The following is a 20,213-nucleotide window of genomic DNA, read 5'->3' on the forward strand; positions in this document are numbered from 1 at the left end:
GGCCGGCCGGCACCCACGCGGTGCCGGTCGGCCCGGGTCGCCTCCCAGCGAGCGGTGCCGACGGCGGCACCCAGCACGACGAAGGACGGTGGAAGCCCATGGCCAACTCCCTTCTCGAGATGCAAGCCATCACGAAGACCTTCCCGGGCGTCAAGGCGCTGCAGGACGTGTCGATGTCGGTCGAGCGTGGCGAGATCCACGCGATCTGCGGTGAGAACGGCGCCGGCAAGTCGACGCTGATGAAGGTGCTGTCGGGTGTGTACCCGCACGGCAGCTACGACGGCTCGATCCTCTTCGAAGGTGAAGAGGTCCAGTTCGGGTCGATCAACGACTCCGAGGCCAAGGGCATCGTGATCATCCACCAGGAGCTCGCGCTGGTGCCCTTCCTCTCCATCGCGGAGAACATCTTCCTCGGCAACGAGCGTTCGCACCGCGGCCTCATCGACTGGAACGTCGCCAACTCCGAGGCAGCAGCACTCCTCGCGCGCGTCGGGCTGAACGAGCTGCCGGTCACCCCGGTCGGTCAGCTGGGCGTCGGCAAGCAGCAGCTCGTCGAGATCGCCAAGGCGCTGTCCAAAGAGGTCAAGCTGCTGATCCTCGACGAGCCGACGGCAGCGCTCAACGACAACGACTCCGAGCACCTGCTGGGCCTCCTTCGCCAGCTCCAGGCGCAGGGCATCACGTGCATCATGATCTCCCACAAGCTCAACGAGATCGCCGAGATCGCCGACACCACGACGATCATCCGCGACGGCCGCACGGTCGAGACGCTCGACATGGTGGCCGACGAGGTCACGCAGGAGCGCATCATCCGCGGGATGGTCGGCCGTGACCTGGGGCACCGGTTCCCGCCGCACGAGTCGCACATCGGCGAGGAGGTGCTGCGGATCGAGGACTGGACCGTGCACCACCCCACCGACCCGGACCGGATCGTCGTCGACGGCGCGAACCTCACGGTGCGCGCGGGCGAGATCGTCGGACTGGCCGGACTCATGGGCGCCGGGCGCACCGAGCTCGCGATGTCGGTGTTCGGCCGCTCCTACGGCAGCCGCATCGTCGGCAAGGTCTTCCTGCACGGCAAGGAGATCCGGGTCGCGACGGTGTCCGAGGCCATCTCCCACGGCATCGCGTACGCCACGGAGGACCGCAAGACCTACGGTCTCAACCTCATCGAGGACATCCGCACCAACATCTCCGCCGCGAACCTGTCGAAGGTGTCGCGGGGTGGCTGGGTGAACAGCAACGAGGAGATCAAGGTCGCCGAGGGCTTCCGCCAGAGCATGAACATCAAGGCACCCACGGTGCTGGCGCTGACGGGGAAGCTCTCCGGCGGGAACCAGCAGAAGGTCGTGCTGAGCAAGTGGCTCTACACCGACCCCCAGGTGCTGATCCTCGACGAGCCCACACGTGGCATCGACGTCGGCGCCAAGTACGAGATCTACACCCTGATCAACCGTCTCGCCGAGGAGGGCAAGGCCGTCCTGGTCATCTCTTCGGAGCTGCCCGAGCTGCTCGGCATCTGCAACCGGATCTACACGCTCTCGGCCGGCCGGATCACCGGATCGCTGCCGCGGGAGCAGGCGACCCAGGAGAACTTGATGGAGCTCATGACCAAGGAAAAGGACCAGGTTCGATGACCGCCATGGCAGGCCTGAAGGACCTCTTCACGAGCAACCTGCGCCAGAGCGGGATCTACATCGCGTTCGTCGCGATCGTGGGTCTGTTCACCATCCTCACGGACGGTGTGCTGCTCAGCCCGGGCAACGTCACCAACATCGTCCTGCAGTACTCCTACATCCTGATCCTCGCGATCGGCATGGTCATCGTGATCATCGGTGGTCACATCGACCTGTCCGTCGGGTCGGTGGTCGCGCTCACGGGTGCTGTCTCGGCGGTCGTCGTCATCCAGCGGGGCTTGCCCTGGTGGGTCGGGGTGCTCGCGGGACTCGCCGTCGGGTTGCTGGTCGGCATGTGGCAGGGCTTCTGGGTCGCGTACGTCGGCATCCCGGCGTTCATCGTGACCCTGGCCGGCATGCTGCTCTTCCGCGGCATGACCCTGCAGGTGCTCGGCAACATCTCCCTGTCGCCGTTCCCGGCGGAGTACCAGAAGATCGCCGGCGGCTTCCTGAACGGCTTCCTGGGTGGTGAGGGCATCGACGTGTTCACCCTGGTCATCGGGGCGATCGCGGTCCTCGGCTACGCGTTCAGCCAGTACCGGGCGCGGCTCGGCCGGATCAAGTACCAGCAGGTCGTCGAGTCGATGCCGATCTTCATCACCAAGCTCGTGCTGGTCGGTCTCGTCGGCATGGCCTTCACCTACCAGCTGGCCCGCAGCCGTGGTCTGCCGATCGTCCTGATCATCCTCGGCGTCCTGGTCATCGTGTACCAGATCGTCACCACGAAGACGGTCTTCGGCCGCCACGTCTACGCGATCGGTGGCAACCTGTCCGCCGCGCAGCTGTCCGGCGTGAAGGTCAAGCGCGTCAACTTCTGGATCTTCGTCAACATGGGCATGCTCGCCGCCGTGGCCGGTGTCGTCTACTCGTCGCGGTCCAACGGAGCCCAGCCCAGCGCCGGTGAGATGTTCGAGCTCGACGCCATCGCTGCCTGCTTCATCGGTGGTGCGTCGACCACCGGCGGCGTCGGTCGGGTGACCGGCGCGATGGTCGGTGGCCTGATCATGGCTGTCATGAGCAACGGCATGCAGCTCATGGGCATCGACCAGTCCGTGCAGCAGATGGTCAAGGGACTCGTCCTGCTGCTGGCCGTCGCGTTCGACATCTACAACAAGCGTCGCGCAGGCTCGGCGCGCTGATAATCGCTCATCTGACCTGCACGGACGAGGCCCGCAGCTATGCTCACGGGCGTGAGAGGGCGGGTCGCGATGTCAGGCTCGCAGTCCTCGCTCCGTGAGGCCAACCGGGCACTGATCGTCGAGACGGTCCACCGGCACGGCGGGCTCACGCAGGTCGAGCTCGCCGGGTCGACGGGCCTCTCGGCGGCGACGGTCTCCACGATCGTCAAGGAGCTGCTCGCCGCCGGGGTGGTCGACACCCGGAACACCACCCGGAGCGGGCGTCGTGCCCAGATGGTCACGATCGCCCACCGGGTGGGGCTCGCCGTCGGGATCCACATCGGCCCCCGGCACCTGCGGATCGCGCTCGGCGACGTCACGAACGAGGTCGTCGCCGAGCAGACCCTCCCGCTGCCGCACGAGCACCGCCTCGACACGAGCCTGGACCGTGCGGCGCTGCTCGTGGCGGACCTGCTCGAGCGCGTGGGATCGACTCTCGACGAGGTCGTCGGGATCGGCATCGGCCTGCCGGCGCCCGTCGACAGCGCCACCGGCATGGTCTCCGTCCGGGGCATCATGCGCGGCTGGGACGAGGTCCACGTCGGTCACGTCCTGTCGAAGAGGCTGGGCTGCGCGGTGTTCGTCGACAACGACGCGAACCTCGGAGCGCTCGCCGAGGGCACGCACGGGGCGTCCCGCGCGTTCCGCGACTCCGTCTACGTGCGCGCGTCCCACGGGACCGGTGCCGGCATCGTGATCGGCGGTCAGGTGCACCGGGGGTTCGCCGGGACCGCCGGAGAGATCGGGCACGTGCAGGTGGACCCGCAGGGCGACATCTGCCGGTGCGGCAGCCGGGGGTGCCTCGACACGGTCGTCGGCGGTCCGGCGCTGCTGGAACCGCTGCGGTCCAGCCACGGCACCCTGGCGCTGCGCGACGTGATCCAGCAGGCGATCGACGGCGACCCGGGGTGTGCGCGGGTCATCGCGGACGCCGGCTCGACCATCGGCGAGGTGGTCTCCGGCCTGGCGATCGCGGTCAACCCGCAGTGCATCGTGGTCGGCGGAGAGCTCGCCGAGACGGGCGAGCTCCTGCTGGGCCCCCTGCGTGAGGCGATCAGGCAGCGTGTGCTGCTCAACCAGATCGCGCCGCTCGAGGTGGTCCCGGCCGAGCTCGGTCAGCGCGCGGAGGTCATCGGCGCCCTGGAGCTCGTCCTGCGGTCCACGGACTTCGTGGTCCGGTCCGACGAGCTGGCGCGCTCGACGGGCGAAGAGCTGCGCGGGTGAAGAGAAGGTGGCGCATTGACGCAAGCACTGGGCGGGGTTTCACTGCACGTACATGCCCAACGAGGAGCAGGTGAGGTCATGAGCGAGAGCCCTCGCGTCCCGCTGCTGTCCCTGCGGCAGATCAGCCTGCGGTTCGGCGCGGTCGAAGCCCTCGTCGGCGTCGACCTGGACGTGTACGCCCACCAGGTGGTGGCGCTCGTCGGCGACAACGGGGCCGGCAAGTCGACGCTCGCCAAGGTGATCTCCGGGGTGCTCGCACCCGACTCCGGCCTGATCGAGATCGACGGCGTCGAGCAGACGATCCCGTCGCCGTCCGCGGCGCACGCCCTCGGCATCGCGACGGTGTTCCAGGACCTCGCCCTGTGCGGCAACCTCGACGTGACGTCGAACATCTTCCTCGGCCGCGAGCTCACCGGCGGTGCGCTGCTCGACGACGGTCGCATGGAGCAGATGGCCCGAGGGATCCTGCGCGACCTGACCTTGCGGATCCCGTCCGTGCGCACCCCGCTGTCCGAGCTGTCCGCGGGGCAGCGGCAGGCCGTCGCGATCGCCCGCACCCTGATCGGCTCCCCGCGCCTCGTCGTCCTGGACGAGCCCACGGCCGCGCTGTCCGTCGCCCAGACCGCCGAGGTGCTCACCTACATCGAGCGGCTGCGCGACCTGGGCCACGGAGTGATCCTCATCAGCCACAACATGAACGACGTCCGCGCGGTCTCGGACCGCATCGTGGTCCTGCGTCACGGTCGCAACAACGGCTCCTTCGACGCCGACACGGCCAGCTACGAGTCCATCCTCGCGGCGATCACCGGCGCGACCACCCAGGACAACGAGATGCTCCGCCGGATGGCCGCGCTGCGCTGAGCGTCGTATCAACCGCGCGAGCAGGGCACCCCGTTGAGCACGAAGTCCGTCGGAGCCGTGTTGGTGCCCGTGTGCGAGCCGTTGAGGCCGAACTGGAACGAGCCGGCGGCCGGGATCGAGCTGTTCCACTCCACATTCTTCGCCGAGACCAGCGACCCGGTCTGGGTGGTGGCCGAGCTCCACGCCTGCGTCACTGTCTGACCCGACGGGAACGTCCACGTCAGCGTCCAGCCGGTCAGCGCGACCTTGGACGTGACGGTGATGCTCGCCGTGAAGCCGGTGTTCCACTGGTTCGCGGAGTACGCGACGGTGCAGCCCGCCCCGGGGGCCGGAGTCGTGGGCGGGGGGGTGCTCGGTGCCGGCGTCGTGGGTGCCGGTGTGGTCGGCGCCGGAGTGGTGGGCGGCGGCGTCGTCGTCGAGTCCAGGCCGAAGAAGTGGATCGCGGCGGCCGCGTCGACGGGCAGGTTGTGGCCGACCCCCTGGAAGGTGATCGCCTCGACGGGTGGCCGGTCGCCCGTCGCGCCGTAGCGCGTCCGGGTCTGGTTGGCAGCCGGGGAGTCGGTCGACGCCGGCGTCTCGCTGACACCGAGCACGTTGGTCCACTGCTTGATCGCCTCGCCGTGGTTCACGTAGCTGAGCGTCGTGTCCTGCGACCCGTGCCACAGCTGCACCCGCGGCCGCGCGCCGGTGTAGCCCGGGTAGGCGGCTCGCGCGAGGTCACCCCACTGCTGACCGGTGCGCACCAGGCGACCCCCCGAGCAGTCGCTGTTCCAGGGCGCCTGCGTGCCGGTGCCCGGCGGGGGAGAGGTGGTCGAGAAGCACGTGGCCGGGACGCCCGCGAACGCCGAGCCCGCGGCGAACACGTCGGGGTACGTGGCCAGCAGGACCTCGGTCATCATCGCGCCCGACGACACCCCCGTGACGAACACCCGGCTGGTGTCGGTCGTGTACTGCTGCTGCACGTGCCGGACCATCGACACGATGCTGGTGGGGTCGCTGGCGCCGCCGTGGACCAGCGACTCCGACGAGCTCACGTCGAAGCAGCTCCCGCTCCGGTTGGCCTGCGGGTAGATGACGATGTAGCCGTGCCGCGTGGCCAGCTCGTCGAACTGACTACCGTCGTAGATGGCCTGCGCCGACCCGGTGCACCAGTGCACGACGACGAGGACAGCGGGCTTCGCCGGCAGCGAGTCCGGCACGAACAGGCTCATGCCGAGCTGGCCGGGGTTGCTGCCGAAGCTGGGGACGCTGACCAGGGAGGCGGCCTGCGCGGCGGGCGCGGTGGCCAGAGCAGCGGCGGCGAGACCGACGACGCCGAGGGCGAGGGTGGTGGCGGCCGCGACGACGCGACGCAGGGACGGCTTCATCCCCGGAGCGTGCCCGACCGACGTCCCCGCAGGTCAGCCGACGAACCGTTTCAGCGGAAGACGATCGTCCGGTGCCCGTCGAGCAGGACCCGGTGCTCCGCGTGCCAGCGCACGGCCCGCGCGAGCGCCCGGCGCTCGACGTCCTGGCCGAGCGCGACCAAGTCCTCCACGTGGCGGGAGTGGTCGACGCGCTCGACGTCCTGCTCGATGATCGGGCCCTCGTCGAGGTCGCCCGTCACGTAGTGCGCGGTGGCGCCGATGAGCTTGACCCCGCGGTCGTGCGCCTGCGCGTAGGGGCGGGCCCCCTTGAACGACGGCAGGAACGAGTGGTGGATGTTGATGACCCGGCCCGCCAGGGCGCGGCACAGGTCGTCGGACAGGATCTGCATGTACCGGGCCAGCACGACGAGCTCGACGTCCAGCTCCTCGACCAGCTCCAGCAGTCGCGCCTCGGCCTGCGCCTTGGTGGCCGACGTCACCGGCACGTGGTGGAACGGGATGCCGTAGAACTCGGCGAGCGGAGCCAGCGCGGTGTGGTTGGACACCACGGCGACGAGCTCGATCGGCAGGTTCTCGGACCGCTGCCGGAACGCGAGGTCGTTCAGGCAGTGCGCGGCGGTCGAGCCCATGACCAGCGTCCGGACCGGCCGGCCGACCACGTCGAGCGACCAGTCCATCGCGAACGTCCGCGCCACCGGGGCGAACGCCGTCTCCAGCTCGTCCCGCGGCGTCGACGCCGTGACCTGCACCCGCATGAAGAACAACCCCGACAACGGGTCCCCGAACTGCTGCGACTCGGTGATGTTCCCGCCGTGCTCGGCCAGCAGCCCCGCGACCGCGTGGACGATTCCCGGGCGGTCGGGGCAGGACAGCGTCAGGACCAGGTGGGTGGGATCGAGCGAGACGGAGGACACGAGGTCCGAGAGTAGTGGTCGCGCTCATCGGCTGACACGATGGGCCGCATGACGCAGCCTGACCTCGACATCCGTTCGGTGACCATCGACGACGCAGGCGAGCTGCTGACGTTGCGCCGCGCCGCGTTCGTCACCGAGGCCCAGCAGTACGGGGACCCGCACATCCCGCCGCTCACGCAGACCCTGGAGGAGCTCCAGGAAGACCTGCAGGCGGACGGCGTCATCACGCTCGGCGGCTGGTACGGGCACCGCCTCGTCGGCTCGATCCGGATGCTCATCGAGGGCCCGAAGGCCACGCTCGGACGCTTCGCCGTGGCCCCCGACCTGCAGGGCCAGGGCTTCGGGACGCAGCTGCTCATGGCGATCCTGCCGCACCTGCCCGAGGGCATCGAGGAGGTCTGGGTGTTCACCGGACGCGACTCGGTCCACAACCTCGCGCTCTACGCCAAGCACGGCTACGAGCACCAGCACGACCAGACCGCCGGTGACCTCACGTACGCGTACCTGCGCAAGATCCTGGGGGACGGCGAGCCGACCGCCTGACGTCGCCGTCGCCGTGCGACCAGCCGCCGTCGAACCGCCCACCGGCTGACGGCTCCCCGTGCGGCGTTCGGCTTGCTACCCTGTCCCGGTCGCGACTGGCGCAGCAGGTGGGTCACCACCGGGGAGCGACGCAGCAGCAGACCAACGGGTCGGACGCCTGGGCCCCCGGTCACCACACACGAGTGTGCGGGTGCCGGACGCGCGCGTACACGCTGACTGCCGACAGGAGTGCTTCATGAGCGCCGACCAGATCCCTCTGATGGATCAGAACATCTCCCAGCTGGACCCGGAGATCGCCGCCGTCCTCGACGGTGAGCTCGCCCGCCAGCAGGGCACGCTCGAGATGATCGCGAGCGAGAACTTCGTACCCCGCGCGGTCCTGCAGGCGCAGGGCTCCGTGCTGACCAACAAGTACGCCGAGGGCTACCCGGGCCGCCGCTACTACGGCGGCTGCGAGCAGGTGGACATCGCGGAGACCATCGCGATCACCCGCGCCAAGGAGCTGTTCGGGGCCGAGCACGCCAACGTCCAGCCGCACTCGGGCGCCACGGCCAACGCCGCCGTGCTGCACGCCCTGATCAGCGCGGGCGACAAGATCCTCGGCCTCGAGCTGGCCCACGGTGGCCACCTGACGCACGGCATGAAGATCAACTTCTCGGGCAAGCTCTACCAGGTCGGCGCCTACGGCGTGGACCCCCAGACGTTCCTGGTGGACATGGACGTCGTGCGCGAGAAGGCGCTCGAGCAGCGTCCCGACGTCATCATCGGCGGCTGGTCCGCCTACCCGCGCCAGCTCGACTTCGCGGCCTTCCGGTCCATCGCCGACGAGGTCGGAGCCAAGCTCTGGGTCGACATGGCGCACTTCGCCGGCCTGGTGGCCGCGGGTCTGCACCCGAGCCCCGTGCCGCACTCGGACGTCGTGTCCTCCACGGTGCACAAGACGATCGGCGGCCCGCGCTCCGGCTTCATCCTGAGCCGCGAGGAGTACGCCAAGAAGATCGACTCGGCCGTCTTCCCGGGCCAGCAGGGTGGCCCGCTCATGCACGTGATCGCCGCCAAGGCCGTCGCGTTCAAGGTGGCCGCCACGCAGGAGTTCAAGGACCGTCAGCAGCGCACCCTCGACGGTGCGCGCCTCATCGCCGAGCGCCTGTCCGCTCCGGACGTCGCCGCGGCCGGTGTCTCCGTCCTCACGGGCGGCACCGACGTGCACCTGGTCCTGGTGGACCTGCGGCACTCCGACCTCGACGGACAGCAGGCCGAGGACCTCCTGCACTCGGCGGGCATCACGGTGAACCGCAACGCGGTGCCGTTCGACCCGCGCCCCCCGCGCGTCACCTCCGGTCTGCGCATCGGCACACCGGCGCTGGCCACGCGTGGCTTCGGCGACGTCGAGTTCACCGAGGTGGCGGACATCATCGCGACCGCGCTGATCAACGGTGCGGCCACGGACGTCGCGGCGCTGCGGGCCAGGGTGCTCAAGCTCACCGACGGCTTCCCGCTGTACTCCGACCTGCAGCAGTACTGATGACGGCTCAGCTCCTCGACGGGACCGCCACTGCGGCCCGGATCAAGGCCGAGCTGACCGAGCGGGTCGCGGCGCTCGCGGTCCGGGGCATCCGCCCCGGGCTGGGCACGCTGCTCGTCGGCGACGACCCCGGCTCGCGCTGGTACGTGGCCGGCAAGCACAAGGACTGCGCCGAGGTGGGCATCGCCTCGATCCGTGAGGACCTGCCGGCCACGGCCACGCAGGACGAGATCGAGGCGGCCGTCCAGAGGCTCAACGAGGACCCGGAGTGCACCGGGTTCATCGTGCAGCTGCCGTTGCCCAAGGGCATCGACACGAACCGGGTCCTGGAGCTGGTCGACCCGGACAAGGACGCCGACGGGCTGCACCCGACCAACCTCGGGCGCCTGGTCCTGCGGGTCAACGAGCCGGTCACCTCGCCGCTGCCGTGCACCCCGCGGGGCATCATCGACCTGCTGCTGCGGCACGACATCGACCTGCGCGGTGCGGACGTCGTGATCGTCGGTCGCGGGGTCACCGTCGGCCGCTCCATCGGGCTGCTGCTCACCCGCCGGGAGATCAACGCGACCGTGACGCTCACGCACACGGGGACGGAGGACCTCGCGGAGCACACCCGCAACGCCGACGTCGTCATCGCGGCTGCGGGCGTGCCGGGGATCATCACGGCGGACATCATCAAGCCGGGCGCGGTCGTCATCGACGTCGGCGTCTCGCGGTCCACCGATCCGGAGACCGGCAAGAGCCGCGTCGTCGGCGACGTGGACCCCGGTGTGCACGAGGTCGCCTCGTGGGTGTCGCCCAACCCCGGCGGCGTCGGGCCGATGACCCGCGCGATGCTGCTCAGCAACGTGGTGGACACCGCGGAGCGCCTGCTCGGCTGACAACCTCCTGCGGTCGGGGCCAGGCTGTCTCCAGGGACGGCCGCCCCGGCCGTCGGGAGTGAGGAGCAGTCATGGGCATCGTCCGTCCGCACCTCTGGTTCGACGACCAGGCCGCGTCGGCCGCGCGGTTCTACGCCGACGTCATCCCGAACACCGTGATCCACTCCGTCACGACAGCACCACCGGGCACGCCGGGCGTCCCCGAGGGCTCCGAGTTCATCGTCGAGCTGACGATCGACGGCCTCCGGGCCACGTTCCTCAACGGCGGCCCGGCCCTCACGCTTGACGAGGCCTTCTCGTTCGTCCTGGACTGCCAGGACCAGGCGGAGGTCGACCACTACTGGGAGACGCTCACCGCCGACGGCGGACGACCGAGCCAGTGCGGCTGGCTCATCGACAAGTTCGGCGTCTCCTGGCAGGTGGTCCCCGTCCAGCTGGAGGACGTGATGTCCCGCCCCGACGCCGACGGGGTCGCGCGCGCCATGGCGGCGATGCTGACGATGGGCAAGCTCGACGTCGCTGCCCTCGAGGCGGCGTACCGCGGCGACTGATCGGGAACAGGTCGAAGCTGGTCGGACCTGTCGGTGGCATCGGGTTGGATGGTCCGGTGCTGACCATCGCGAGCGTGAACGTCAACGGGATCCGGGCTGCCTACAAGCGGGGCATGGGTACCTGGTTGGAGGCCCGGAAGCCGGACGTCGTGCTGCTGCAGGAGGTGCGCGCGTCGGACGAGATCCTGGCCGACCACCTGCCGGCAGGGGAGTGGCACCTCGCGCACGAGGCCAGCGAGTCCAAGGGTCGCGCGGGCGTCGCGATCGCGAGCAGGTTGCCGATGACGGCCGTCCGAATCGGGCTGAAGACGGGCGTGACCGGTGACTCCGGTCGCTGGGTCGAGGCCGACCTGGAGCTCCCGGCGCACGAGGGCGCTCCCGCGCGGAGCATCACCGTCGTGTCCACCTACCTGCACTCCGCCACGGCCGGTACGCCGTCGATGGACGAGAAGTACGCCTTCCTCGACCATGTCACGGGCCGGTTGGCGGACATCGGGGAACAGGGCGGGTACGCGGTCGTCGCCGGGGACGTGAACATCGCGCACCGCGAGGTGGACATCAAGAACTGGAAGGGCAACGTGAAGTCCGCCGGCTTCCTCCCGCGCGAGCGCGCCTACCTGGACCGCTGGTTCGACGACCTGGGCTGGCACGACCTCGGCCGCGAGCTGGGCGGCGACGGGCCGGGACCGTTCACGTGGTGGTCGTGGCGCGGGAAGGCGTTCGACAACGACGCCGGCTGGCGCATCGACTACCAGCTGGCCACGCCGGACCTCGGCGACGCCGCCGTCCGCGCGACGGTGGACCGTGCGGCGACCTATGCCGAGCGGTTCTCGGACCACGCCCCCGTGGTGGTCGAGTACGACCTCTGACGCTCGCAGCTGCGCTCGGTCCGGCGCGTCAGGCGGCAGGTGCCGGCTCCTCGGCCACGGGGGCGCCCGGCAGGTCGCGCATCCGGAGCAGGGGCGAGACGACGACAGGGACCGCGGCGAGCGCCATGACGCCGACGGACACCCAGAGAGTCGGCAGCACGCCGAGGTGGGTCCCGAGCCAGCCGCCGAGCAGCCCGCCGATCGGCATCGAGCCCCACACGATGAACCGCACCGACGCGTTCATGCGCCCGAGCAGCGGGGGAGGGCACACCCTCTGCCGGAAGCTCACCTGCGCCACGTTGTAGACGATGACGGCGAAGCCGAAGGCTGCGCCGCCCACGATGAGCACGGCGGGTGCAGGCAGGTCGCTGAGGGACGCGAGCGGCGTCAGTGCGGCTGCCGGCGCCATCACCAGCGCGGACAGCGGGATGACGCGGCCCTCGCCGATCCGCTGGGCGAGCCGGCCCGCGACGACCGCCCCCAGCAGCCCGCCGACGGCGGAGGCGGAGAGGATGGCGCCGTAGGCGGCGGTGTCCAGGTCGAGCGTCCGCAGCACGTAGATGACGAGCACGGCGCCGCTGATCGCACCCGCGAAGTTGCCCAGCGAGGTGCACGCGACGATCCGGCGCAGGTAGGGCTCGTGCACGACGAACCGCAGACCCTCGGCGATCTCGACGCGCAGAGGGCGGCGCGTGTCGCGGTGCGGTGGTGTCTCCACCTGCCGGATCCGGCTGACTGCGAACGCCGAGACGAGGTACGTGACCACCGTGACGGCGATCAGCGCGGGCGCGGCGATGACCCGCAGCAGCAGACCGCCGAGCGCGGGAGCCGCGACCTGGGCCACGGACGCCGTCGCCTGCAGCTTCGAGTTGCCCTCGACGAGGTGGTCGAGCCCGACGAGGCCGGGGATGTAGCTCTGGTGCGAGACGTCGAAGAAGACGGTGGCGGCGCTGATGACCAGCGCGGCGACCACGAGCAGCGGGATGGACGCGTGGCCGGTGGCAGCGGTCACCACCACGGTGGCCAAGACGGCTGCGCGGACCAGGTCCGCGACGATGAGCACGCGACGCTTGCGCATCCGGTCCACCCAGGCGCCTGCGGGAAGCCCGATGAGCAGGAACGCCGCGAACTCGGCGGCGGTGAGGACCCCCATCTCCCACTCGGTGGCGGCGAGCTGCTGGACCGCGAAGATCGGCAGCGCGAGGACTGTGAGCTGGGCGCCCAGCTGACCGAGGGCGTCGCCCGTCCAGAGCCGACGGAAGTCCGGGTGGTGGATCAGCGACCGGCCGGCGGTGGTGGTGTCGGAGGTGCTCACGGGGCCAGCATCAGACAACTGATTGGGAAATGTCAATCACTGTGCGAGGATCGGGCCATGACCGAGCCCGCCGCCCGCGACACGGCCGACATCGACGCCGACGCACGCGCCCTTGCGAGCACCATCCGCCTCCGCATCCTGCGACTGTGCCTGGACGAGGCCCTCACCAACCGCGAGATCGCCGAGCGGCTCGACCGCAACCCCGCCACCGTCCTGCACCACGTGCGCACCCTCGTCGACCGCGGTTTCCTCGCGGCGCTGCCTACCCGGCGGGGGACGCGCGGGTCACGCGAGGTGCCGTACCGCGCCACCGGCAAGTCGTGGCGGACCCCCGGTGGTCCCGGCATGAGCCGCATCCTGATCGACACGTTCCTCGAGGAGGTCGCCCTCGTCGACCCGCAGGACGTGCTCACCACGCGCCTGGGGTTGCGGCTCGACGCCGCCGGGCTCGAGGAGCTCGCGCGGCGGATCGGCGCCGTTCTCGACGACTTCGCCCAGCGGCCGCCCACCGCGGACGGCACGCCGTACTCCGTCTTCTGGGCGCTGCACGAGGACGTGACGCGTCAGACGCCTCCGCGCGGCGCCGTGAGCGACGGGTAGGGCCCGCCGAGCAGGCTGATCAGCCCGCCTCGCCCGGTCGACGCCGGGCGCCCGGCCCTCCGCGGGCGCCCGGCGGCGTCGTCACGCGCTCGCTCGTGCAGGTACGAGGGTAGGCAGGGGGCTCCCCGTCACACATCCACCGCTGGGTGCACAACCTTTTCGGCATGTCATACGTCAGTACCGGATAGCGTCGATCACCTTGACGCGGACGGCGAACGTGGCCGGGATCAGCCCTGCCAGAGCGCCGACCGCCACGGCGGCTGCCATCCCGACCAGGGCGGCGCTGAACGGGAACGGTGGCATGTCCTGGATCCCTCCACCGAACACGCGCTCGACGGGGATGTTCTTGATGATCGCGACGGCCAGCACCACGCCGACGAGTCCGGCCACCACCGTCGCCACCACCGACTCGAGGAGCACCCCGAAGAACACGCGTCCCGAGGTCGCGCCGAACGACCGGCGGATCCCGATCTCGCGGATCCGGTAGCGCACGGTGACGAGGGCGATGTTGACCAGACCCAGCCCGCCCAGGAGCAGCGCGAACCCCCCGACCCCGATGCCGACCCACGTCGTCGCCTTGTCGAGCCCGCCGTCGTCGAACGCGTTGTCCATGACCTCGACCTGCCAGCCGGGGGCGTCGGCCTGCAGGTCGCGCGCGATGCTCTCGCCGATCGCGGCCGATCGGTCGGCGGGCACCCACAGGAACATCGTGGGCACCTGCACGGGCATCATCGGGTCGGCCGTCGTCGGCCCCGAGCCGCCGGACTGCGCCCCGGAACCGTCCGGGCCGATCCAGCGGTGGAACTGCTCGTACAGGACGTATGCCGACGGCTCGGCGCCGGGCCAGTCGTCGTGCAGGACGCCGATGACCGACGCGGTGACCGGCGACCGGTCGCCCAGCGCCACGATCGGGCGCGACGACAGGTCGGTGAGCCCGTACGCGTGCAGGAACGCCTCGTTGACGACGAGGGTCGGTGCCAGCGCCGACTCGTCGGCGTCGGTGAACCAGCGGCCCTGCTCGGGCACGATGCGGTTGATGGTGCCCAGGTCGGCGTCCACCGCCTGCACCTGTGTCGCGCGGGTGCCGTCCGGGAACCGCACGAGCGCCTGAGTCCATTCGTTGCGGCTGGCGTAGGTGATGTCGTAGCGCTCGAGCGTCCGCTCGAACGCCTCGTCCCACCCGGCCGGCGCCGCGGCACCGGCGTCTCTCGGCCACGCGTTGACGTTCAGCGTGACGCTGCGGCCCGACTGGCGCTCGGTCTGCTCCGTGAACGCCTGGTTGAGCATGGACACGAGCGCGGTGACCCCGGTGATGGCGGTGACGGCGCAGGCCACGCCGATCAACGCGAGCAGGACGCGGAGCTTGTGGATCCGCAGCTCACCCCAGGCCTCGACGATGGCGCCGACGACGCCGGTCATGCGTGGAGCTCCGAGTCGTCGACGGAGACCAGGGCGTCGGGCAGGCGCCGCTCGGTGTGGGACGAGCGGTCCGCGACGAGGGGCACGTCGCCCACCCACTCGGACGACGTGTCCAGGCTGATCGGCACCAGGACCCCCTCGGCGAGCCGGAATTGGCGCTCGGCGCGGGACGCGACCGCGAGGTCGTGCGTGATCGTCACCAGGGCGGCACCGGTCTGCGACGCGATCTCGTCGAGCAGGTCCATGACCTCCCCGCCGGTGTCGACGTCCAGGGCACCGGTCGGCTCGTCGGCGAGGATCACGCGGGGTCCGCGCACCAGCGCGCGGGCGATCGCGACGCGCTGCTGCTCCCCGCCGGACAGCTTGTCGGGCATGGTGTCCACGCGGTCGCCCAGCCCGACCCGCTCGAGCATCTCCGCAGCCAGCCGTGTGCGGGACCAGAACTGCCGGCCGCGCGCGTAGAGCAGGGGAGCGCAGACGTTCTCGAGGGCGGTGCGGCCGGGGAGCAGGTTGAACTGCTGGAACACGAACCCGAAGTCCCGGCCTCGGCGTCGCGTGCGGTCGCCGTTGGACAGCTTCCCGATGGGCACGCCCTCCAGCAGGTACTGCCCGGACGTCGGCGCATCGAGCAGCCCGAGGATGTTGAGCAGCGTCGACTTGCCGGTGCCGGACCGGCCGACGATCGCGACGTGCTCGCCGGCGTCGACCGCGACGGTCACGCCCTGCAGGATGTGCAGCAGCCGGTCGTCGGGCAGCCGGACCGACCGGGTGACGTCGGTGAGCTCGAGGAGGCTCATCCGCCGCAGACCGCCGGGTCGTAGGTGACGCTGCAGTCCACCGGCTGGCCGGTGCCGCCCGGCACGGGGATGAACTCGAGGATGGTGTCGCCGACCGCGAGGCCCTCGGTCACCTGCACGTTCTTCCCGTCGGTCAGCCCGAGGATGATCGCGCGCTTCTCGCTGCTGCCGTCGCCAGCGACCACCCAGACGTTGCCGGCTTGGACCGTGCCCTGCACCGCGGTGATCGGCACGACCACGGCGTCGGCCGCGGTGCCGTTGGTGATCTCGATCGTCGCGCCGAGACCCGGGAACGCCGTGATGCCTGCGGGGATCGCGCAGGTGACGGTGCCCGACGAGCTCGGGGTGACCTCGGTCGCCTCGTCGCTGCCCGTGGTCGGCGCCGCGCCGACCCGCAGGCCCGTGCACTCGAACGGCGCCGGACCGCCCGTGAGCGTGACGCTCGCCTGCGTCGGTGCGCCCACGAGCCGGTACTGCTGGTCGGGCGTGAGGGTCCCGGCGACCGACAACGTGCCGGGGGCGACCTTGCCCACCTCGTCGCCGACGGAGACCACCTGGTCCTTCAGCGTGGGCAGCGTCAGCGTGCCGGCGACCGGGGCGGTGACCGTCTCGAGCGTGACCTTGGGCCTGCGCTCCGTGGTGGTCTGCTCGCCGGTCTCCGGGTCGGTCCGGACGACGGGGTCCTGCGGCGTCTCCTGCCGGATCTCGAGGACCGGCGTGCCGGCGGCGACCGCTGCCCCGTCGGCGGCCAGCAGCTTGGAGACGGTGCCGGCCAGCGTGGCTCGCACGACGACCGCCGGGTCCGGGGTCACCGACGCCTGCACCGTGACCGCGTTGGTCACGGTCGCGGTGGCCACCTCGACGGTGGGCTCGACGATGGCACCGGTCGGCTGTAGCGAGGTGTCGACGGTGCTGACGTCGGCCCCCGCGAAGGCGATCTTCACCAGGGCGGCCGCGATGACCGCCCACAGGATCAGACGGATGGTCGGGAAGATGATCCTGCGGGTGACCCCCACGGTCGCGCTCCTCTGGGGTGGTTGGGACGGCTGCGACGGAACGTACCGAGGGCACCGTGACCAGGGGATCCGTCGTGGGGATGACATGGTCGGCCGTGCGTTTCGTTACCGTGCGGCAGACACTACTGCGCGATACGTATTAGCGGTCAAGAACCGTGGCGTGTCGGAATGAAGGCGGGGGTCCGACGCGAGCTCGTCGCGCCGGACCCCCGCGGTCCGTGCTGTGGTGGTGCCCGTCGGGTCAGGCGGCCGGACTGGCCGCCGTCGCCACCAGGAACGCCGGAGCCCGCAGGCCCTGGTTCGCGAACGCGTCGGCGACCGCCTGCGCCACCCGGTCCACCTCGTCCGCTGCGACCAGTGCGATCGCCGACCCGCCGAACCCGCCGCCGGTCATCCGCGCCCCCACCGCGCCGGCCGCGCTGGCGGTGTCCACCACGAGGTCCAGCTCGAGGCACGACACCTCGTAGTCGTCGCGCAGCGAGGCGTGCGACGAGTTCATCAGCGTCCCGACGAGGGCAGGCTCCCCGGCATCGAGCAGCGCGACGAACCAGGTCACGCGGTCGATCTCGTTGACCACGTGCCGGACGCGTCGCACCTGGACCTCGTCGTCGAGCTTGCCCAGGGCCCACTCCAGCCCGCGGGGGTCGTCGGAGACCTCACGCAGCGTCCCCACTCCGAGCCGCGCGGCCGCCGCCTCGCAGGTGGCCCGGCGCGCGGCGTACTGCCCGTCGACCAGTGCGTGCTCGGCGCGGGTGTCGACCACCAGCAGCGCCAGCTCGTGCGCCGCGAGGTCGAACGGGACGTGCCGGACGGAGCCGTCGAGGCAGTCGAGCAGGAGCGCGTGACCGTCCTGCGACCGCAGCGACGCCGCCTGGTCCATGCCGCCGGTGGGTGCCCCGGCGATCTCGTTCTCGGCGCGCACGCACAACGAGGCCAGGGTGGCGCGGCCGTCGTCGGAGGCTGCCAGACCCAGCCCGAACACCGCGTCGAGCGCGACGGCCGTCGCCGCCTCCAACGCCGCGGACGACGACAGCCCGGCGCCGTACGGCACGCACGAGTCGATCGCGACGTCGAACCCGGACACGGCGTGACCGGCCTGCCGCAGCGCCCACGCGACGCCGACGACATACGCGACCCAGCCGTTGACCGTCCCCGCCGCCACCTCGGCGAGATCGACGGTCCGCAGACCGTTCGGCTCCTGCGCGCTGACGAGCCGCACGAGGTCATCGTCGCGACGGCGCAGCGCCGCCCAGGTGCGGTGGGGGAGCGCGATGGGCAGGCACAGACCGCCGTTGTAGTCGGTGTGCTCACCGATGAGGTTCACGCGGCCGGGTGCCGACCAGGTGCCGTCGGGCTCGGCCTCGAACCGGCCCGCGAAGAGAGCGCGGATGCGGTCCTCGCCCTCCTGCGGGGTCCAGAGGTCCAGCCAGGTCACGTCGGCGGTCATGCCAGCTCCTGCAGTCGGGTCGCGATGCGCTCGGGGGTGGTGTCGCTGATCCAGGCCCCCATGCCGGACTCCACGCCGGCGAGGTACTTGAGCTTGCCCGGTGCACGCAGCACCGAGAACAGCTGGAGGTGCAGGCGGGAGACGTCCCTGCCCTGGCGGGTCGGGGCCTGGTGCCAGCCGGAGATGTACGGCAGGGGGATCGTCTCGCCGTCGGGGCCGACGAAGAACCGGTCCAGCCGCTGCAGCAGCGCCAGGTAGACGGTCGACAGGTCGTCGCGCTCCGCGTCGGTGAGAGCCGGCAGGTCGGGGACGTCGCGTCGGGGGGCCAGGTGCACCTCGACGGGCCAGCGCGCCGCGAACGGCACGTACGCCACCCAGTGCTCGGACTCCAGGACGATCCGTTCCCCGTGCGCCAGCTCGGCGTCCAGGACGTCCCGGCCCAGCAGGCGACCGGTCCGCTCGTGGTGCGCGCGGGCCTCGGTGAGCATCGCGGTCGTCCTCGGGGTGACGTACGGGAACGCGTAGATCTGTCCGTGCGGGTGGTGCAGTGTGACGCCGATCTCCTTGCCGCGGTTCTCGAACACGAACACCTGCTCGATGCCGGGCAGCGCGCTGAGCGCCTCCGTCCGCTGCGTCCAGGCCTCCACGATCGTCCGCATCCGGCGCGGTGTCACCGTGCTCAGCGACGCGGTCGAGTCGGCCGAGAAGCAGATGACCTCGCAGCGCCCGGCGGCGGGCCGGACGGTCCAGAGGGGTTCGCCATCGCGCTGCACCGGCGCGTCCGGGATCCCCGGGACAGCGAGCAGAGACGGGAAGCGGTTCTCGAAGACGACGACGTCGTAGTCCTCGGCGGGGATCTCGCCGTCCTGGTACACCGCGCCGGGCTTGGCGGGGGCCAGCGGGTTGGCGTCGGCCGGCGGCAGGAACGTGCGGTTCATCCGGTGGGCGGCCATCGGGATCCACTCGCCGGTGAGCGGGTCGCGGCGCAGCTCCGGACCGGTGACGGGCTGCGGGACCCCGTCCGCGTCGGGCACCGGTGCGAACCTGTCCACGAGAGGGCGCGCGTCGGTCAGGGTGCGGGTCGCGCCGCCTGAGACGTACGGCTCGGAGTCGTCGAAGTAGATCAGCTCCCGACCGTCAGCCAAGGTGGTCGGAGTGATTCTGACGGGTGCTGTCACGGAGTGGCTCCTGAGGTGGTGACCAGGCGGAGGGCCGCTCCGGTCAGGTGTCGTCGTGCGTCGGCGGGCAGGGCGTCGTCGGTGAGAAGGGTGTCGACGTCGTCGAGGGGGGCGATCCGGGCCAGGCCGACGACCCCCCACTTGGTGTGGTCGGCGAGCACCGTGGTCGCAGCGGCGCAGGCCATGAGGGCGCGGTCGGTGGCAGCCTCGGCGAGGTTGGGCGTGGTCAGGCCGCTCGCGTCGAGGCCGTGCACGCCGAGAAAGGTGCGGTCGACGCGCAGGCTCGCCAGCGTGGCGTCTGCGACGGGGCCGACGAGCGCGTCGGACGGTGTGCGGACCCCACCGGTGAGGATGACCTCGACGTCGGCCGCGCCGTGCAGGGCGTCGGCGATGCGCAGGCCGTTGGTCACCACCGTGAGGTTCGCGATGTCAGCACCGGCGAGCAGCTCCGCCAGCAGGTACGTGGTCGTTCCTGCGGACAGGGCGATCGCCTGGCCGGGCTCGATGGTGGCGAGCGCGGACCGGGCGATCGCCGCCTTCTCGGGGCCCGCCCAGGAACGCTTCGCCTCGAAGCCCGGCTCGTCGGTGGGCCGGCCGAGGGCGTCGGGAGCGACCGCGCCGCCGTGCACGCGGCGGACCAGCCCGGCCCGGGCGAGCTCGGCGATGTCGCGCCGGACGGTCATGTCCGAGACGTCGAGGCTCTCGACGAGGTCGGCGACGCGTGCGGCCCCGTCGGCACGCACGGCAGCCAGGATCCGGTCCTGACGCTGGGAGGCGAGCACCCGAACACTCTCGCACGCAATCCAACAAACTTCAACATGCAGGTGCCGACGAGGTCCACGTACGCACAGG

19 protein-coding genes and 1 riboswitch are annotated in these 20,213 nt (G+C 71.1%); of the genes, 10 read left to right on the forward strand and 9 right to left on the reverse strand.

The window, feature by feature from the left end:
- The first annotated feature begins 98 nt into the window (after nucleotides 1-98).
- The 4 genes from mmsA to ASG23_RS09830 all read left to right on the forward strand — a co-directional run bounded on the left by mmsA (nucleotide 99) and on the right by ASG23_RS09830 (nucleotide 4,939).
- A complete protein-coding gene (mmsA, locus tag ASG23_RS09815; RefSeq protein WP_056023742.1) occupies nucleotides 99-1,637 on the forward strand; it encodes a multiple monosaccharide ABC transporter ATP-binding protein in 1,539 nt (512 codons plus the stop codon).
- Entirely contained in the window at nucleotides 1,634-2,815 is a 1,182-nt protein-coding gene (gene mmsB, locus ASG23_RS09820; protein ID WP_056023745.1) for a multiple monosaccharide ABC transporter permease, read from the forward strand. The genes mmsA and mmsB overlap by 4 nt, the downstream gene beginning before the upstream one ends.
- Before the next feature lie 69 nt (nucleotides 2,816-2,884).
- On the forward strand, nucleotides 2,885-4,078 hold the full coding sequence (locus tag ASG23_RS09825; RefSeq protein WP_056024537.1) for an ROK family transcriptional regulator: 1,194 nt from the start codon (nucleotides 2,885-2,887) through the stop codon (nucleotides 4,076-4,078).
- Nucleotides 4,079-4,156: 78 nt separating this feature from the next.
- On the forward strand, nucleotides 4,157-4,939 hold the full coding sequence (locus ASG23_RS09830) for an ATP-binding cassette domain-containing protein (protein ID WP_056023748.1): 783 nt from the start codon (nucleotides 4,157-4,159) through the stop codon (nucleotides 4,937-4,939).
- Nucleotides 4,940-4,947: 8 nt separating this feature from the next.
- Here ASG23_RS09830 and ASG23_RS09835 read toward each other — a convergent pair whose 3' ends face one another.
- Nucleotides 4,948-6,306, reverse strand: a complete 1,359-nt coding sequence (locus tag ASG23_RS09835) for an extracellular catalytic domain type 1 short-chain-length polyhydroxyalkanoate depolymerase (protein ID WP_056023751.1) — start codon at nucleotides 6,304-6,306, stop codon at nucleotides 4,948-4,950.
- 50 nt (nucleotides 6,307-6,356) lie between these two features.
- Nucleotides 6,357-7,220, reverse strand: coding sequence for a formyltetrahydrofolate deformylase (purU, locus tag ASG23_RS09840; RefSeq protein ID WP_056023753.1), 864 nt, complete (start codon nucleotides 7,218-7,220; stop codon nucleotides 6,357-6,359).
- A 48-nt stretch (nucleotides 7,221-7,268) separates the two neighbouring features.
- Here purU and ASG23_RS09845 point away from each other — a divergent pair, with 48 nt between their 5' ends.
- The 5 genes from ASG23_RS09845 to ASG23_RS09865 all read left to right on the forward strand — a co-directional run bounded on the left by ASG23_RS09845 (nucleotide 7,269) and on the right by ASG23_RS09865 (nucleotide 11,589).
- A complete protein-coding gene (locus ASG23_RS09845; RefSeq protein WP_056023757.1) occupies nucleotides 7,269-7,763 on the forward strand; it encodes a GNAT family N-acetyltransferase in 495 nt (164 codons plus the stop codon).
- An 81-nt stretch (nucleotides 7,764-7,844) separates the two neighbouring features.
- A riboswitch (ZMP/ZTP riboswitch) is annotated at nucleotides 7,845-7,933 on the forward strand.
- Nucleotides 7,934-7,998: 65 nt separating this feature from the next.
- Entirely contained in the window at nucleotides 7,999-9,288 is a 1,290-nt protein-coding gene (gene glyA / locus ASG23_RS09850; protein ID WP_056023760.1) for a serine hydroxymethyltransferase, read from the forward strand.
- Entirely contained in the window at nucleotides 9,288-10,169 is an 882-nt protein-coding gene (locus ASG23_RS09855; protein ID WP_056023763.1) for a bifunctional methylenetetrahydrofolate dehydrogenase/methenyltetrahydrofolate cyclohydrolase, read from the forward strand. The genes glyA and ASG23_RS09855 overlap by 1 nt, the downstream gene beginning before the upstream one ends.
- A gap of 71 nt (nucleotides 10,170-10,240) precedes the next feature.
- Entirely contained in the window at nucleotides 10,241-10,720 is a 480-nt protein-coding gene (locus tag ASG23_RS09860; protein WP_056023766.1) for a VOC family protein, read from the forward strand.
- Nucleotides 10,721-10,776: 56 nt separating this feature from the next.
- A complete protein-coding gene (locus tag ASG23_RS09865; RefSeq protein WP_056023769.1) occupies nucleotides 10,777-11,589 on the forward strand; it encodes an exodeoxyribonuclease III in 813 nt (270 codons plus the stop codon).
- A 28-nt stretch (nucleotides 11,590-11,617) separates the two neighbouring features.
- Here ASG23_RS09865 and ASG23_RS09870 read toward each other — a convergent pair whose 3' ends face one another.
- Nucleotides 11,618-12,904, reverse strand: coding sequence for an MFS transporter (locus ASG23_RS09870; protein ID WP_082516038.1), 1,287 nt, complete (start codon nucleotides 12,902-12,904; stop codon nucleotides 11,618-11,620).
- A 57-nt stretch (nucleotides 12,905-12,961) separates the two neighbouring features.
- Between ASG23_RS09870 and ASG23_RS09875 the strand changes: the two genes are divergently transcribed.
- Complete coding sequence (locus ASG23_RS09875) at nucleotides 12,962-13,504, forward strand: ArsR/SmtB family transcription factor (RefSeq protein ID WP_056023775.1); 543 nt, start codon at nucleotides 12,962-12,964, stop codon at nucleotides 13,502-13,504.
- A 174-nt stretch (nucleotides 13,505-13,678) separates the two neighbouring features.
- Here ASG23_RS09875 and ASG23_RS09880 read toward each other — a convergent pair whose 3' ends face one another.
- From ASG23_RS09880 to ASG23_RS09905, 6 genes are all read right to left on the reverse strand, one after another.
- Complete coding sequence (locus ASG23_RS09880) at nucleotides 13,679-14,923, reverse strand: ABC transporter permease (protein WP_056023778.1); 1,245 nt, start codon at nucleotides 14,921-14,923, stop codon at nucleotides 13,679-13,681.
- Nucleotides 14,920-15,720, reverse strand: coding sequence for an ABC transporter ATP-binding protein (locus tag ASG23_RS09885; protein ID WP_056023782.1), 801 nt, complete (start codon nucleotides 15,718-15,720; stop codon nucleotides 14,920-14,922). The genes ASG23_RS09880 and ASG23_RS09885 overlap by 4 nt, the downstream gene beginning before the upstream one ends.
- Nucleotides 15,717-16,736 carry a hypothetical protein gene (locus ASG23_RS09890; protein WP_056023784.1) on the reverse strand — a complete coding sequence of 340 codons (1,020 nt, stop codon included), beginning with the start codon at nucleotides 16,734-16,736 and terminating at the stop codon, nucleotides 15,717-15,719. Before ASG23_RS09890 ends, ASG23_RS09885 begins: the two co-directional genes overlap by 4 nt.
- 241 nt (nucleotides 16,737-16,977) lie before the next feature.
- A complete protein-coding gene (gene galK / locus ASG23_RS09895; RefSeq protein ID WP_056023787.1) occupies nucleotides 16,978-18,183 on the reverse strand; it encodes a galactokinase in 1,206 nt (401 codons plus the stop codon).
- Complete coding sequence (gene galT / locus ASG23_RS09900) at nucleotides 18,180-19,361, reverse strand: galactose-1-phosphate uridylyltransferase (RefSeq protein WP_056023790.1); 1,182 nt, start codon at nucleotides 19,359-19,361, stop codon at nucleotides 18,180-18,182. The genes galK and galT overlap by 4 nt, the downstream gene beginning before the upstream one ends.
- On the reverse strand, nucleotides 19,358-20,143 hold the full coding sequence (locus tag ASG23_RS09905) for a DeoR/GlpR family DNA-binding transcription regulator (RefSeq protein WP_056023793.1): 786 nt from the start codon (nucleotides 20,141-20,143) through the stop codon (nucleotides 19,358-19,360). The genes galT and ASG23_RS09905 overlap by 4 nt, the downstream gene beginning before the upstream one ends.
- Between the last annotated feature and the right edge of the window lie 70 nt (nucleotides 20,144-20,213).

The sequence above is a fragment of the Cellulomonas sp. Leaf395 genome (assembly GCF_001424125.1).
Taxonomy (GTDB): Bacteria; Actinomycetota; Actinomycetes; order Actinomycetales; family Cellulomonadaceae; genus Cellulomonas.